Raw genomic sequence first — 15,750 nt, forward strand, 5'->3', positions numbered from 1 at the left:
CGAAAAGTAACCCGCCACCACGAAAATGGTGGCGGGTTGCTGCTTGAGAAGTACCACATCGTTTTGTACATTGAATGGTGGATTACTGGGTTTGCAGCCCCGCAACCTATACGAGAGGGAACAATGAAAATTTCGAAAACCGCCGGTTACTACGGCCGCTTGGCGATGGCGTCCGCACTCGCCGGGACATTCACACTCGTCCCAGTGGCAGCGAACGCCGACACCACGACCGAGACGCCCACCCAGGCGCCCGTCACCACGACAGCAACCGCTCCTTCGAGCATTGCTTCCTCCAGCGTGACGCCAAGCGCCAGCGCGACTCCATCCGTGAGCGTTGCCCCGTCCGTCGCGGGTGCGCCAGCAGTGGCGACGACGCCAGCGAAAGCGAAGAAGGCGTCGACAAGCGATAAGCCAGGCACTGGTACCAGCGGTGTAGAGCTCGAGTCCGGTGCGTGGACGTACACGGCGGTGGCGGGACACCCAACCGACGGCAGCGTCTACGCGCTGTCCACCGCGCCGCAGGAGAACCACCTGCTGAAGATCGACCCGGCGACGGGCAACGTCGAGGATCTTGGGGCTGCACGCGTCGAGCACGGCGCACTTCCAACCGACATCACCACGGCAACCATTACCTCTCATGGCCGCCTGATCGTGTCGGAGGAACTCTCGAAGGACGGCGACAGCTACTACGCCATCGACCTGGACAAGCTGAGCGCGACCACCACCCCGGTGTTCACTGAGCACAAGGTGACGGTGGATACCTTCAGCAAGCCGAAGGACTTCAAGGCGCCGGGTGCGTGGGGCACGGCTTCCAAGAAGGCCGACCCGAAGGGGGAGTACCTGCACGCATACGCTGAAACCCTCGACGGCAAGCCAGCGCTGTGGACCCTGAACACCGACACCGACAAGCTCAGCGTGACCACGTTGAAGGTGGCACATGGCGTCAAGACCGAGGGCATCGACCGTCTGGGTGAGGTTGCCTACGCAGTGACCAAGGACACCGACGTCTTTGTTGCCGGCGACAAGGACGGCAACACCGTCGAGTTCAAGCCGACGCAGCTGAAGATCGGCCCTGGCGACGAGCTCGTGGCCACGTTCTCCCAGGACGGCGACGACACGCTCAGCGAGGTGCTCGGCGCCGATAAGAAGTTCGGATTCACCGCCATCAAGCACGCGGGTGAGGAAAAGGACGCGGAGACGTCGGCTTCGGACAAGACGAAGGCCGATGCGGAGGCCCCGAAGTCTGACAATACTGCGGAGCAGGCGGATAAGAAGCCGTCCGAAACGACGAAGTCTGACGCTGAAGCTGCGAAGCCTACTGAGCCGACGAACAAGGATGCGGACAAGCAGCAGCCTCCAGCCAACAACAATGAGAAGCCGTCCTCAACTCCGACGACAGAGGCCGCGGAGCCGCGCACGCTCGACGTCACGATCTACAAAGGCAACGATAAGGAGCCAGTTGAGGGTGCCCGCCTGGTTGTCCCGAGCCTGAACAACCGTGTGCTCAAAGGCGAGACTGACGGCGAGGGCCACTTGTCGACGCCCCTGCCACGAGAGCTCAACAACAAGGCCTTCATTGTCCGCCTCCTAGAGGTCCCTGAGGGCTACAAGAACGAGTCCATCCAGATCAATAAGGAGGACCTGGTCAAGAAAATCACCCTGGACAAGGACACCCGTGCAACGAGCACGAAGTCCAAGCCGCAGGAAATTCTCGAGGTGTTCAAGGAGGTCAAGCCGCTGCTCAGCGCGTTCGGTGCCCTCGCGGGCGCAGGCGCAGGGGCTGCAGGTTCGAAGTCGACAAGCTCGAAGACTTCGACGACCTCAACGTTCTCCAACTCCAAGAGCTCCGGCACTGTTTCCACCGGACGTACCACCAGCGCAACGTCCCGCAGCACGGCAGCGTCCCGTTCCACGTCGAAGAGCAGCAGCAAGCGTAGCTCCAGCAAGTCCTCCTCGACGACCACGTCGACCCGCAGCGGGGACCTCGCCGATACCGGTACCCCGATGTCCGGCGTGATCACGCTCGGCATCGTGCTGTTCCTGATCGGTGGCGCGTACGTCTTCATGGGACGTCGCCGCGACGCATAAAGCGCATTAGCAGTACAGAGTAAAGGCCCGAAGGGAGTGATCCCCTCGGGCCTTTGCCGTATCCAACAAACGCGAGTTAGAACACCTCGACCCGCCCGCCCAACGACTCGATCTGGCGCAGCTGCTTCACCCAGCCTGGCGCGCCCGGGTGTAGGCGCATCACAGGGCGCGAAGAAATCTTCACCGGTGACACCGACTCACGTCGCGCGCCCGAACGCGCCAGCATACGGGTGTGCGCCCGGTGGCCGTTCTCGGCGAGGCGCTTCATGGAAGGAGCGTCGGCGGAGAGGGCGGAGCGGGCGTCGGCAAGCAGTTCGGTGAACTCGTCGATGATGCTGACGAGGCTCTCGGCGTTGGTTTCGCACATGTTGCGGACCAGCGACGGGTCCGTGCCCGCGACGCGCGTGGCGCCCTTGAATGAGCCCGCTGCCAGCGACTGCGCCAACGTGCCGCCGCGATCCCCGACCACAGAGAGCGCCTCCGCAATCACATGCGGAAGGTGGGACACGCGGGCGACTGCCTCGTCGTGGCGCTTCACCGACACCGGTACGGCCTCTGCGCCCGTCACAGCGACCAGGTTGCACACATCCGCGAACAGACTCGCCCACGTCTGCGGCACCTTGTCGACGCTCTCCGCGTAGTCATACGTCACCACCCACGCCGCGCGCTGGAACAACCCTTCTTGGGACGCCGACCAGCCGGAAAACTCGGTGCCGGCCATCGGGTGCCCGCCAACGTAGCGTTCCTCAAGACCGCGCTCCAGCACGAGGTCGTACACCGGCTGCTTCACGCTGACCACGTCTGTAATGCCGCAGCTCGGGGCGTGCTCCGCGATGGCGTCCAGGACGGTCGCCACCGCATCCATCGGTACCGCGATCACGATCAGGGCCTGCTGCGCCTCTGCCTTCTGCAGTGCGGCCTCGAGGTCGTTGGTGACGTCGAAACCATCTTTTTGCGCAGCCCTCGTGCCCGCATTCGAGTGCGTGTAGCCGAACGCATCGTGGCCAGCCGCGGTGAGGTCGCGAATGATGGAGCCACCGATCAACCCCAGCCCAACAATGCAGACAGGAGGCAGGTGGCGCGAAGAATGTAGGAAAGAGGCAGTCACGGTTTCACATTCTAGTGACAAATTCACTGCGTGCAGGCTAATGTCGTGAGACATGGCACAGGAATTTCCAGACGGGTACGCAGTGACAGTCGCCCAGCACGATGGCGCATGGTCCGTGCACCGCTACAACGACAACTTCGACTCGCTGGAAGACACCATCGCCGCAGTACGCCGCCTCCGCAGCGAAGGTCCGGCGTTTGCGCTGCTCAACGTCGAAAATGAGTACGTTGTGGTGCTGCGCCCAGGGCCGAATCGGGCACGCATTTTGCTGAGCGACGCCCCCATCGCCGTCGACGACGACTACGCCGCCGACGCCCTCGAAGAAGCCGGCTGCGACATCCCCGACATCGACCCCGACGACCTCGACGACACCGACAGCTGGGCCGACGGCGACTTCGACATCCTCGCCGACCTCGGCCTCACCGAAGAACGCCTCAGCCTCCTTCTCGACGCCGACGAAGAACCCGCCGACCTCATCGACGACATCGCCGACGCCCTCGGCTTCGCCGACGAACTCCAAGAAGCACTGCGGTAGCTTGGTTTCCTCTAGCTGGCAGCGGCGCGCCACCGCCCGCATGCAACAAACGCTCGACCTCGCAGCCACGACCCCGCCCGGCGACGTGCCCGTCGGCGCCCTCGTCTTCGACGCAGACGGCGAGGTGATCGGCCGCGGTGTCAACCGGCGCGAACAACGCCAAGACCCCACCGCCCACGCCGAAGTCGAAGCCATCCGGGACGCCGCGCGCACCCTCGGGACCTGGCGACTCGACGGCTGCGAGCTCGTCGTCACGCTGGAACCCTGCACCATGTGCGCCGGGGCCCTGCTCGGCGCCCGCATCGACTCGCTAATCTTCGGCGCCTTCGAGCCCAAAACCGGCGCCGTCGGCTCCCTATTCGACGCCCTCCGCGACCCCCACCACCTCCACCAAATCCAAGTCCGCGGCGGGATCATGGAACCCGAAAATGCGGCACTGCTCGCCGAATTTTTCCGGGACCTGCGCTAATACTTAACCGAATCGTTACAGCGCCGCCCTGCCAAAGTGGCTACCATGGGGAACCGTTAGCTTACAACGAAACGAAAAGGAGCAATCACATGGCTTTTGAAGGAGCAGCAGACAAGCTGAAGGGCACCGCTAAGGAAGCAGCTGGCAAGCTTTCCGACGACAAGTCCCTCGAGAACGAAGGCAAGGCCAACCAGCTCATCGGCGATGCTAAGGATAAGGTCAACGAGGCTGCCGACTCCGTCAAGGACAAGGCAAACGAGGTAGCCGCCAAGGTCGAGGACAAGCTGAACGACTAGTCCCCGCCTTGATTTGGTTGCTCGGGCAATAACCGTTACTCTAGTTTGCGGTAGCGTGTCCGAGCGGCCGAAGGTACTCGCCTCGAAAGCGAGTGAGGGTAAAACCTCCGCGGGTTCAAATCCCGCCGCTACCGCCAATTAAAAACAACGCACCCTGGGGTCGCCTGGGGTGCGTTGTTTTGGTTTTTGGGAGGACCCCGAGTGTGCGAGTGCCAAAGGACGCAATTCGCAAAACGGGCATTTGTATTCCCGCAGGCCAGAAAAGGGCTAGAAGTTTTGCGTTGCGTCTTTTGGCACTCGCTCCTTTGTATGTGCACCACATTCCCGGATTTTGAGGAGGAGTCGGTACGTTTCCCAAGGTCGTCTAAGGCGGGCAACTTTTTCGCTTGGCCAGACGGGTGACCTGGGTATGAAGGGAAATCGAGTCCAGCAAGGTTTCGCCTATAAGATGGCCTGGTAGTGTGCCACGGTTTGGTGGCAGTCAGAATCGAGAAGCGACAGTGAGGACGTAAACACCGTGGCGAAGATGCTGTTTCGGCTTGGGCGCTGGTCATTTCTGCATAAGTGGAAGGTGATCGTGGCGTGGCTGTTGCTGCTCGGCGCCACGGCGGCGGGGGCGTTTTCGCTGATGAAACCGTTTACGTCGGAGTTTCCGATCTCGGGGACGCCGGGCATTGAGGCGCTCGAGGACATGGAGCGGCACTTCCCGGGTGAAGGGAACGTGGCGACGGCGCCTGGGGTGAATTTGGTGTTTGCGGCGCCGGAGGGGCGTCGATTAGATGAGCCGGAGTTCATGGCGGGGATGGACGCGACGGTCGGCTACATCGAGGAGCACCTGGAGGGGCTGACGGGGACGGACAGGTTTGGCAACCCGGTGAATGTGAACCGGGAGCTGGGGGAGATGATCGTCGGGCAGATGACGCAGATGGGCCTGCCTGAGGAGCAGGCGAAGCAGGACGCGTACTACCTGCGGATGGTGTCGGATGATGGCCGGATCGGGTACACCACGTTTGAGTTTGGTGCGGAGTCTTCGATGTCGGTGTCGGAGGAAGAGCGCGCCGTGGTCAATGAGGCGCTGGAGATCGGCCGGGAGGCTGGCCTGCAGGTTGAGGCCGGTGGTGCCGGGTTCGGAGACCCGATCCAAATTAAGACGACGTCGGAGATGGTGGGGCTCGCGGTGGCGTTCGTGGTGTTGATTGTGACGTTTGGGTCCTTGGTGGCGTCGACAATGCCGATTGTGAGTGCTGTTGTGGGGGTGGGTATTGGTGTGCTGGCGGTGCTGATCACGACGCATTGGGTGGAGCTCAATGAGGTCACGCCGGTGCTGGCGGTGATGATCGGCCTGGCTGTCGGTATTGACTACGCGCTGTTCATCCTGTCGCGGTACAGGCAGGAACGGCAGACGCTGGACGCGCCGGAGGCGGCGGGCCTGGCGGTGGGCACGGCCGGGTCCTCGGTGGTGTTCGCGGGGGCGACGGTGTTCACGGCGCTGGTGGCGCTCTCCCTGGCAGGTATCGAGTTTCTGACGTGGATGGGCCTGGCGGCGGCGCTGACGGTGCTCATCGCAGTGCTTGTGGCATTAACGCTGCTCCCAGCGCTGCTGGGAGTGTGGGGTGATCGCTCGTTTGGAGGGAAGCTGCCGTGGTTCGCGGGCAACCCTGGCCCGGGCAAGCGGCCTGGCCACGACTTGTCGGCGAAGTCGGTGGGCCGGTCCTGGGTGAACGTGGTGCGCAGGTTCCCGGTGGTGGTGATGACGGTCGTCGTGCTGGGGCTGGGTGCGCTGGCGTCGCCGTTGCTGCAGCTGGAGATGGCGCTGCCGTCGGATACGACGTCGAACCTGGACACCACGCAGCGTAAGTCGGCGGACCTGATGGCGGAGGGCTTCGGCCCGGGGGTCAACGCGCCGTTCCTCCTGGTTGTCGACGCCACCTCCGTCAACCCGGACGCGGAGATGCTGCAGCCGTACATGGCGATGATGCCGGACGAAGCCGGAGGGCGCGCGCAGAAGGCGGCGCTGGCGTCGTTTATGTACGCGGTGCAGGAGGCCAACAGCGTCAACGGTATCGAGCACGCGCAGCTGGTAGGCGCGAATGAGGACATGACGGCGGCCCGGATCCTGGCCACCCCGAAGGGTGGTCCGGAAGAGGAGTACACGCTGGAGGTGGCGCATGCGCTGCGTGCGAACAATGTCCAGGTGGAGGATGCGACGGGGACGTCGATAGGCCTGACGGGTCTCACTGCGGTGCAGATGGACATTACTGAGGAGCTGGGCGACGCGATGCCGCTCTACCTGGCGATTGTGGTTGGGCTTGCGATCATCCTGCTGATCCTGGTGTTCCGCTCCATCCTGGTGCCGGTGGTGGCGGGCCTTGGCTTCCTGCTGTCGGTCGGCGCGGCGTTCGGTATGACGGTGGGCCTGTTCCAGCTCGGCTGGGGCGGGCTTGTGAACACCCCCGGCCCGATCCTGTCGTTTATGCCGATCTTCCTGATCGGCGTCACGTTCGGCCTGGCCATGGACTACCAGGTCTTCCTGGTCACCCGTATCCGCGAGCGCTACCTGAAGTTGCGCCGCGCCGGCGACCCGGAGGCGGAAATCAAGGCGGTGCGCGAGTCCACCGTCGAGGGCTTCGTGCAGGGCGCGCGCGTGGTCACGGCCGCAGCAGTCATCATGATTGCGGTGTTCGTGGCGTTCATCGACCAGCCGTTGCCGTTCATCCAAATCTTTGGCTTTACGCTCGGCGCCGCCGTATTTTTCGACGCCTTCTTCGTCCGCATGGCGCTCGTCCCCGCTACGATGTTCATCCTGGGCCGTTCCACCTGGTGGATGCCGAAGTGGCTGGACAAGGTGCTGCCGGAAGTTGACGTGGAGGGCACCGAACTCGAAGCCGAATTCCACCCCGAATCACTGGAGCACGCATGACCGACGACCTTTCCTTCGACCTGAACACCACCCTGTATGACGCGCCGGGTAAGCATGGGCGCACGGGTGTGATCCATACGCCGCACGGCCCGATCCAGACCCCGGCGTTCATCCCAGTGGCCACGAAGGCCACGGTGAAAACGCTCACCCCGGAGCAGATCCACCAGACCGGTGCGCAGGCGATCCTGTCCAACGCCTACCACCTGTACCTGCAGCCGGGTCCCGACATCGTCGATGAGGCCGGGGGCGTCGCCGCCTTTGAAAACTGGGACGGCCCGACCTACACGGACTCGGGTGGCTTCCAGGTGATGAGCCTGGGCGTCGGCTTCAAGAAGGTCTTGGCCATGGATACCGCCGGGCTCACCGACAAAGATATCCGGGCTGAGAAGCGCAAGCGCATGGCGATGGTCGATGAGGACGGCGTCGACTTCAAATCCGTCATCGACGGCTCCAAGCACCGCTTCACCCCCGAGGTGAGCATGCAGATCCAACACCAGCTCGGCGCCGACATCATGTTCGCCTTCGATGAGCTCACCACCCTCGTGGACACCCGCGACTACCAGGAGCGTTCCGTGGAGCGCACCCACCGCTGGGCGAAGCGCTGCCTCGACGAGCACCACCGCCTCACCGAGGAGCGCACGCACCGCCCGAAGCAGTCACTGTGGGGAGTGGTGCAGGGCGCCCAGTACGAAGATTTACGACGCCACGCCACCCGCGGACTGCTCGACCTCGACAGGGAGGCGCGCGAGGCCGGCCGACGCGGCTTCGGTGGCTTCGGCATCGGCGGCGCCCTGGAGAAGGAAAACCTGGGCACCATCGTCGGCTGGGTCACCGATGAGCTGCCCGTGGACAAGCCGCGCCACCTGCTGGGCATCTCCGAGCCGGACGACATTTTCACCGCCGTCGAAGCCGGCGCCGACACGTTCGACTGCGTCGCGCCGACGCGGCTTGGTCGCCGTGGGGGCGTCTATACGCTAGGCGGACGCATGAACCTGATGAACGCCCGGTTCAAGCGGGACTTCTCCGGCGTCGATGAGGAGTTCGGTGGCTACGTCTCCGAGAACTACTCGCGCGCCTACATCCACCACCTGCTCAAGGCCAAGGAGTTCCTGGCGGGCACGCTGTGCACCATGCACAACCTGGAGTTCATGATCCGCCTGGTGGACAACATCCGCCACGCCATCGATGCCGGGGAGTACGAGGCGTTCCGAGACGAGTTTATGGGCAGGTACTACGCGGGGAAGTAGGTGTTTCTGGGGGCTAGAGGCTCTTATAGGCGTTAAGCTAGAGCGCATTTCGGGGGACAAGGGGGTATATTGTCTGATCAACTTTGGCGTGTCGAGGTTTTCGATGGTGGAAACTTTCATCGTTTTTACAAACGCCTGGATGAAGTGGAACGAGCAGTCACGGACGCAGCAGTCCAGTATGTCTTAGCGCCGCTGGGGATTCGCATCTGTGAAAGCGAATGGGGCAAAAGCCTTGGTAGGGGGCTGTTTGAACTTCGAATAAGAAGAAGCATCGACACAATTCTTCGCGAGCATGGGCCCTCGGGAGCAGCTGATCGGGTGCCAAAACGTTGGTGGAAGAAACGCGTATTGATCCGTGTCTACTGCACTTTTCACGGCGATAAGATCGTTCTGTTGCTGGGTGGGTACAACAAACTGCGTGCGCCAAGTAGCAAGCAAGAACAGAAGGAGATTCGAGCTGCAAGGGCTGCGTTGGAGCAGTGGAAGCGTGACCAACCCTCTTGATCTTATGTGCTGTAACACATAAGATCAGGGGTATTGAATCAGCGGATGAAAGGTGTGGGAATGGGGACTACAGCATTTGAAGAATTCGTAAAACCGTATCGGGAAGCAGCTTCACCAGCTGCTGAGATCGTGCGAGATGCTGCTGCTCGTGCGTTTGCTTCCGAGATTGCAGACCGAAGGGCAGTGGGTGCTGCCCTGATGACCGCGAGGAAAGAACGCGACGCAACGCAGCAAGAGGTTGCAGATTCCGCTGGGATCCAGCAAGCCGAGTTGAGCCGCATTGAAAACGGGCTTGGTAACCCGACTGTTGACACTTTGCTCAAAGTGCTTGCGGCCCTTGATCTCAGATTGGTGTTCGAGCCAGCTCCTAGCGCCGGCTCTGGGCGTTAGCTTCGCAGCTCCGCGTGCAGTTCCTGCTCGCGGCGGCGTACCCACGCGATGGTCGGGTACGTGATCGGGAGTAGGACGACTTCGAGCAGGGTCTTCCACAGGAAGCCGACGACGACGTAGTTGATGAACTGACCCGGCGTTTCGATGCCGATGACCGCCGCTGCGATGGCGCAGAACAGGAGGGTATCGGCGAACTCGCCGACGATGGTGGAGCCGATGAGGCGTGCCCACAGGCGGTCGTGTCCGAACCGGTCTTTCATTTTCTGCAACACCCACGCGTTGAGCAGCTGGCCTGCGATGTAGCCGGCCAGGGACGCCATGACGATGCGCGGCATGAGGCCGAGGATCGTCGAGAAGGGTTCTTGCATGTCGTAGAAGTCGGCGCCGGGGAGCCAGATGGCGATGTAGAAGGACACGACGGCCAGGATGGCGATGCCGAATCCGGTGAAGATCGCCCGGCGGGCGGCTTTGAATCCGTAGACTTCGGCGAGCACGTCGCCGAGGACGTATGCAAGTGGGAAGAGGAAGAAGGCGCCGTCGGTGATGAATGGTCCGAGGGCGACTCCCTTCTGTGCTGTGATGTTGGAAATGAGGAAGACGGCGCAGAACACAGATACCAGTACAGGGTAAAGCGATCGCGCAAAAGTTTCTTGGTTTGTCACGGCTACATATCCTATACACATGAATGCTGGACGGTATGCACCTTCTCCGAGTGGGGATCTCCATTTTGGCAACCTGCGGACGGCGCTGCTGGCCTGGCTGTTTGCGCGACAGAGTGGGCGGCGTTTTTGGTTGCGGGTGGAGGATGTTGATTCGGAGCGTTCGTCGGAGGCGGCGGGGCGTCGTCAAATAGAGGACTTGTTGGCGCTGGGCCTTGATTTTGATCCGCCGGTGGTGTGGCAGTCGCAGCGTTCGGCGTTGTATGAGGCGGCGTTGTCGCAGCTCCCGGTGTATGAGTGCTACTGCACGCGCCGCGAGATTCGGGAGGCGGCGAGTGCGCCGCATGCGCAGCCTGGGATGTACCCGGGCACGTGCAGGGATTTGAGCGAGGAGCAGCGAGCTTTTCGACGCCACCAGCTTTCGCAGCAGGGCCGCATGCCTGCCCTTCGCCTGCGTGCTGATGTGCGGGAGTGGACGGTTCGTGACTTCTTTGCCGGGGAGGTGACCGGGCCTGTCGATGACGTGGTGGTGCGCCGCGGTGGCAACCTTACGCAGGCGCAGGCGGGGGACTGGGCGTATAACTTGGCGGTGGTCGTCGACGACGTGGACCAGGGGGTTGACCAGGTGGTTCGTGGGGATGATTTGTTGATGTCGGCGCCCGCGCAGGCGTACATGACGCACTTGTTGGGCGGGCAGGAACCCGAGTATGTGCACGTGCCGCTGGTGCTCAACGCGGAGGGCAAGCGGTTGGCGAAGCGCGACGGGGCGGTGACGTTTGCGGAGATGTCGCAGCGCGTTGGGGTGGATGGTGTGGTGCGGGCGCTTGCAGAATCGATTGGGTGCGCAGGCGCTGGGACGGCGCAGGAGATCCTTGAGCGCTTTGACCCTGAGAAACTCTCAGCGGATCCTTTCGTCTGGACAAATACACCCGAGCGGGGGTAACCGCTGGTTGAATAACATGCATGTGATGCAAATATTTTGACGACAACTGTGCAGGTCCGGGCGTTCGCTGAAAATAAACTGTCAAAAGTACTTGAAACTTCTTAAAAACCGTTCATGATGAATGGATAGCACAAATAACACACAGTTGCCTTTGAGGGGAGTTTCAGAATGCGAAATCGTAGAATGTCAGCCACTGTGGTGGCGCTGGCGCTGGGGGCGTCCGCGCTCGTGGTGCCACAGGTGGACGCGCAGAGCGCCGAAGAGAACCGATGCCACGACGTGCTGAGCGCGAACACCTTGTTCCCGCACCAGCACGTTGGTGCCGTGACTACGCCGAACGAGGGCTCGTTTGAGACGGGCACCCGCGTTGTCAACGAGCAGGGCCAGGTTGAGGTGTACTACTGGGTCAGCCTCCACGGCGACGGCGAGCACGCTGTGGACTCGATGGTTTCCGAGCTGCGCATGAACCAGACCGGCATCTCTGATTTCGAGGAGACCTTCACCCTTTCGGCGGTGTCTGTAGGGGAGACTATCCCAGGAGCGGTGCGTTCCGGCGAGGATAGCACCACCAATATGGACCTGAACGTCACCGGCACCGCGCACGTTGAGCCGGTCGAGCTGCACCTTTCGGAAGGCTCCCCGGTGGTGTCCGCGAAGGTCACCCTCGAGGACGTGAAGGACATCAAGGAAGGCGAGACACGCACGTTCGCGTGGGTCGCCCGAAGCGTAGGCAACGGCTACGAGAACTTCCCGAACCGCCTGGGCTTCGAAGCCCGCAACATCGCCGAGGTTGACCTGCTGCCGGTCCCGGCAGAGAACGCGCAGTGCTTCCCGCTGCAGGCGGCTCAGGACGAGGTGCCGGTTGTCACCGCGAACGGCAAGGAGTTTGCGACGAACATCCAGGTCACCAACGGTGCTGGGGAAGATTACGCTCGCGTGATTGCTGTCGTGACGCGAAACGGTAAGGCTGTCGAGGGCGCGAATGCGCGCGTCGATAAGGATGGCCGCGTGCATGTCACCCTGCCTGTCGGCGGGACCGGCGAAATCGACAACGAGAAGCCGGAGGCGCTCCAGGTTGAGGTGTACGCCACCCCGCGCGATGGCTCCGACCAGCTCAACCTGCAGAAGTACAAGGACAACGCCAAGATCGGCGAAACGTTCCAGCTCAAGACCCAGCAATGGGCCCCAAGCTACGGCAACGAGAAGACCTCCCCGGGCAAGACGGCAACCGTCGCGCTGAAGCCCGGCAGCCCGAAGTACCCTGACGGCACCACCTTCGAGGTCATCGGCGCTACCCCAAGCAGCGAGGCCCGCCCATGGGACGTCACCCTGGAAGAGGGCAGCAACGCGCTCAAGGTCACCGCGCCGATCAGCGCGCGCCTGGAAGACACCGTGACCGTGCAGGTCAAGGCCACCTACCCAGACGGATCCCACGACGTGCTGGAGTCCGTGGTCGGCGTTGACACGACCCTGGCACAGGAGCACACCCCTGGCTACGACGTGGTGATCACCCGCCCATCCGTCACAGTGACGCTGCCGCAGGTCCGTGACCAGGAGCTGCCGGCCGACACGACCTTCAAGATCGCCCCTGACCAGCAGCTCGGTGATTGGACGGTGGGCGTCGATAAGCGCACCGGCGAGATCACCGCAACGCCGCCGGCGAACGCCCGCGACGGCGAAACGAAGACCATCAACGTTGAGGTGACCTTCCCAGACGGCTCCACCAAGGTCGTACCGGGCACCGTCATCGTCAGCGCGCCGCCGCAGGCACAGAACCCGGACGCGTACTACCTGGCGGAAACCACCCGCCCAGGTGTCGAGGTCACCGTGGACGCCCCAGAGTTCAGCGCTGATGCGCCGAAGGGCACCACGTTCACCATCCACGGCGCCTACGAGGCGCCGAAGGGCTGGGAGGTCACCGTCGGCAAGGACGGCTCCGTCACCGCCACCCCGCCTGCCGATGCCAAGCCAGGCGACCGCATTGTCGTGCCTGTCCAGATCACCTACCCGGATGGTTCCTCGATCACTCGCCCAGCAGTCGTCGTAGTTGTCGACGACGCCCCCAAGGGCACCAACGACGTCCAGTTCCCACCGAAGCCGACCAAGCCGGGCACCGTCGTAGTTGTCACCCCGAAGGGTGGCACCGAGGGCTCCACCTACGTTGTCGAGCAGAAGGACATCCCTGAAGGCTGGACCATCAACATTGACGAGAACACCGGTGTCGCGCACGTCACCCCACCAGCAGACGCCAAGCCAGGCGACTTCGGCGTGATTAACGTGCAGGTCACCGACCCGAACGGCAACACCATCACGCGCCCAATCGTCGTGACCGTCATCGACGACCCGGCCGCACCCGTCGACCCGAACCCGGCCACCCCGTCCGCCCCCGACCAGAACTACGCCCCGAAGCAGACCAAGCCGAACCAGACCGTGACCGTCAACCCGACGCCACGCGCGCCGGGCGGCACCGCCTTCGTAATCTCGCCTGAGTACAAGGCGCCGAAGGGCTGGAAGGTCACCGTCGGCGAGGACGGCTCCGTCACCGCCACCCCGCCTGCCGACGCCAAGTCCGGCGACTACACCGTCGTCCCAGTCGACATCACCTACCCAGGCGGCCAGAAGGTAACCCGCCCAGCAACCATCCTGGTTGTTGACGACGCCGACACCCCCGAAGGCCAGCCACCAGTCGACTACAACCCTGGCCGTACCAAGGGCGGCGTCACCGTTGTCGTGCCGCCAAGCACGCAGCCTGACGGCGCGACCTTCAAGATCGTCGACGGCTGGAAGGCGCCGGAAGGCTGGAGCGTCACCATCAACGACGGCGGCTCAGTCTCCGTCACGCCACCTGCCGACGCCAAACCAGGCGACCAGATCGTCGTCCCAGTAGAGGTCACCTACCCAGGCGGCAAGACCGTCACCCGCCCGGCGGTTGTAACTGTCAGTGACGACACCCCGTCGACCTCGGGCGGCAACACCCCTCCGACCATTGAGGTCAAACCGGGCACATCGCACGTTGAGGTCCACGTGCCAGGTGCCAACATCGGCGACCTCAAACTCCCCGACGGCTGGACCGCTCAGCGCGAGGGCGACAAGGTCATCATCGTCCCGCCAGCTGAGCGAACCCCGGACCCCAAGGGCTTCGACATCACGATCCCAGGCCGCGAAGGCGACGTCACCGTCCACGTCGTTGTCCAGGGTGAAGACCAGCCGAAGACCCCAGGCAAGAGCTCGACCGATGACCTGCAGCGCTGCTTCGCCGACATGTCCTCCCACGGCGGGCCACTCCTGTGGCTCATCCCGCTCGGGTTGGCAGTCGCCGTCGGCGCGCCACTCATCGCCGCAATGGGCCCAGAGATCAGCGCCTCCGCACGCCGCGTCTCCGAGCAGATGAACATCCCGAACCCGTTCGGCAACTTCGGCGACAACCGACCTGACTTCCTAAAGCAGCTCGACATTGAAGCCGCCCGCCTGAACGCCAAGTTCGGCCCGCAGGCCACCGAAGCCCTCGGCGCCATCGCGGCGGTCACGCTCGGCATTGGTGCCCTGGCCGGCCTGCTCTCCCTGTGTGCCCCAGGCGAGAATGGCGCAGCCAACAAGATCCAGCAGAGCTCCAACGAGGGCTCCTCGCTCGGCGACTTCCTCGGCCGGAAGCCATCGACCACGGCAACTGCCACGACCTCGGCTGAGCCGACCACTACAGAGAACAAGTAGCTCCTCTGTAAACAACCCCGCGACCTGCGAGTTGGGTCGCGGGGTTTTGTGCATGCTGGACCCGCGCACCAAATTCCCTCATACGGTCGGCGCGACCTGGGGAAATGCTTTGGCGACTTTTCAAAATGCCGGATTTTGGTGCGCAACTACCCTCCTCGCGCACCACATTCCTGGGTTTTCGCGGGACGGATTGGAAAAGTCAAGGTCACTGGCAGCCGGTGGGGGAATTTGGTGTCTCCGTGCGTGGTGTGAGTGCCAAAGGACGCAGTTCTTGTTGGGGGATGGGGTAAAAGCCCAGGTCGTGAAAAGTGGGTTGCGTCCTTTGGCACTCGGGTGATGGGTAGTGCACCACATTCCCTCACGAAGTGGGCGCGACCTGGGGAAACGCTCGGTCGCTACCCCGGAAACAGAGAATGTGGTGCGCAATCCAAACGCGAATGCAAAAACAGCGCACCCGGCGAAAACTTCAACCGGATGCGCTGTCAAAAAGCGCGGAGGATGTGGGATTTGAACCCACGAGGGTCGTGAAACCCGCACGCGTTCCAGGCGTGTGACATAGGCCGCTAGTCGAATCCTCCTAGTTGCGACACATCATGCGTCGAGGGACTACTTTAACCCATCCCCCCAGGTTCCGACAAAACGCCTGCGCAGTCAATGTTTTGCAACGCCTAAAGCTTCAGGCTAGAGTGTTCTGCAGGATCTCACGCGGTGCTCATCTCGTGAACTCCCCCAGGGCGGGAACGCAGCAAGGGTAAGCGGGCGCTGGCAGGTGCGTGAGGTCCCCTTTTTTATGGGGTAAAACTGGGGAAAAACCGTCGCGCGGGGTGGGGTGTCGCTAGTACGATGATGGGTCGTTAGTAGATACGCCGACGTACTCGAA

Annotated in this window: 12 protein-coding genes, 2 tRNA genes and 1 other RNA gene; 12 read left to right on the forward strand and 3 right to left on the reverse strand. The window is 62.8% G+C overall.

Going from position 1 to position 15,750, the window contains the following annotated elements:
* Nucleotides 1–123 precede the first annotated feature (123 nt).
* The gene (locus tag KBP54_RS00645) at nucleotides 124–2,088 is read left to right on the forward strand and encodes a hypothetical protein (RefSeq protein ID WP_256005961.1); all 1,965 of its coding nucleotides are present in this window, start codon (nucleotides 124–126) and stop codon (nucleotides 2,086–2,088) included.
* A 76-nt stretch (nucleotides 2,089–2,164) separates the two neighbouring features.
* Here KBP54_RS00645 and KBP54_RS00650 read toward each other — a convergent pair whose 3' ends face one another.
* Entirely contained in the window at nucleotides 2,165–3,196 is a 1,032-nt protein-coding gene (locus KBP54_RS00650; protein WP_246814881.1) for a prephenate dehydrogenase, read from the reverse strand.
* A gap of 52 nt (nucleotides 3,197–3,248) precedes the next feature.
* Here KBP54_RS00650 and KBP54_RS00655 point away from each other — a divergent pair, with 52 nt between their 5' ends.
* The 8 genes from KBP54_RS00655 (at nucleotide 3,249) to KBP54_RS00690 (ending at nucleotide 9,557) form a co-directional block, all read left to right on the forward strand.
* Entirely contained in the window at nucleotides 3,249–3,731 is a 483-nt protein-coding gene (locus tag KBP54_RS00655) for a tRNA adenosine deaminase-associated protein (RefSeq protein WP_256005963.1), read from the forward strand.
* Between the two features lie 40 nt (nucleotides 3,732–3,771).
* Complete coding sequence (locus KBP54_RS00660; RefSeq protein WP_256006669.1) at nucleotides 3,772–4,200, forward strand: nucleoside deaminase; 429 nt, start codon at nucleotides 3,772–3,774, stop codon at nucleotides 4,198–4,200.
* Between the two features lie 89 nt (nucleotides 4,201–4,289).
* Nucleotides 4,290–4,496: a CsbD family protein gene (locus tag KBP54_RS00665; protein ID WP_070363288.1), complete on the forward strand. Its 207-nt coding sequence runs from the start codon at nucleotides 4,290–4,292 to the stop codon at nucleotides 4,494–4,496.
* Nucleotides 4,497–4,545: 49 nt separating this feature from the next.
* A tRNA-Ser gene (locus KBP54_RS00670) sits at nucleotides 4,546–4,633 on the forward strand.
* 380 nt (nucleotides 4,634–5,013) lie between these two features.
* A complete protein-coding gene (locus KBP54_RS00675) occupies nucleotides 5,014–7,416 on the forward strand; it encodes an MMPL family transporter (protein WP_256005964.1) in 2,403 nt (800 codons plus the stop codon).
* A complete protein-coding gene (tgt, locus tag KBP54_RS00680; RefSeq protein WP_256005966.1) occupies nucleotides 7,413–8,663 on the forward strand; it encodes a tRNA guanosine(34) transglycosylase Tgt in 1,251 nt (416 codons plus the stop codon). Before KBP54_RS00675 ends, tgt begins: the two co-directional genes overlap by 4 nt.
* Nucleotides 8,664–8,732: 69 nt before the next feature.
* Nucleotides 8,733–9,167, forward strand: coding sequence for a type II toxin-antitoxin system RelE/ParE family toxin (locus tag KBP54_RS00685; RefSeq protein ID WP_141742150.1), 435 nt, complete (start codon nucleotides 8,733–8,735; stop codon nucleotides 9,165–9,167).
* Between the two features lie 60 nt (nucleotides 9,168–9,227).
* On the forward strand, nucleotides 9,228–9,557 hold the full coding sequence (locus KBP54_RS00690; RefSeq protein WP_256005968.1) for a helix-turn-helix domain-containing protein: 330 nt from the start codon (nucleotides 9,228–9,230) through the stop codon (nucleotides 9,555–9,557).
* Here the strand turns inward: KBP54_RS00690 and KBP54_RS00695 are convergent.
* Nucleotides 9,554–10,240 carry a queuosine precursor transporter gene (locus tag KBP54_RS00695; RefSeq protein WP_070477264.1) on the reverse strand — a complete coding sequence of 229 codons (687 nt, stop codon included), beginning with the start codon at nucleotides 10,238–10,240 and terminating at the stop codon, nucleotides 9,554–9,556. The two genes, KBP54_RS00690 and KBP54_RS00695, sit on opposite strands and share 4 nt — an antisense overlap.
* On the opposite strand from KBP54_RS00695, the gene gluQRS reads away from it, so the two are divergent.
* Nucleotides 10,239–11,159: a tRNA glutamyl-Q(34) synthetase GluQRS gene (gene gluQRS / locus KBP54_RS00700; protein WP_256005970.1), complete on the forward strand. Its 921-nt coding sequence runs from the start codon at nucleotides 10,239–10,241 to the stop codon at nucleotides 11,157–11,159. The two genes, KBP54_RS00695 and gluQRS, sit on opposite strands and share 2 nt — an antisense overlap.
* Nucleotides 11,160–11,327: 168 nt before the next feature.
* Entirely contained in the window at nucleotides 11,328–14,870 is a 3,543-nt protein-coding gene (locus KBP54_RS00705) for a YPDG domain-containing protein (protein ID WP_256005971.1), read from the forward strand.
* 492 nt (nucleotides 14,871–15,362) lie between these two features.
* Here the strand turns inward: KBP54_RS00705 and KBP54_RS00710 are convergent.
* Nucleotides 15,363–15,448: transfer RNA gene (locus KBP54_RS00710), tRNA-Ser, on the reverse strand.
* Nucleotides 15,449–15,562: 114 nt separating this feature from the next.
* Between KBP54_RS00710 and ffs the strand changes: the two genes are divergently transcribed.
* Nucleotides 15,563–15,661: signal recognition particle sRNA small type (gene ffs / locus KBP54_RS00715), an RNA gene on the forward strand.
* The last annotated feature ends 89 nt before the right edge of the window (nucleotides 15,662–15,750 follow it).

Source organism: Corynebacterium pseudogenitalium, assembly GCF_024453815.1.
GTDB classification, from domain to species: Bacteria; Actinomycetota; Actinomycetes; order Mycobacteriales; family Mycobacteriaceae; genus Corynebacterium; species Corynebacterium pseudogenitalium.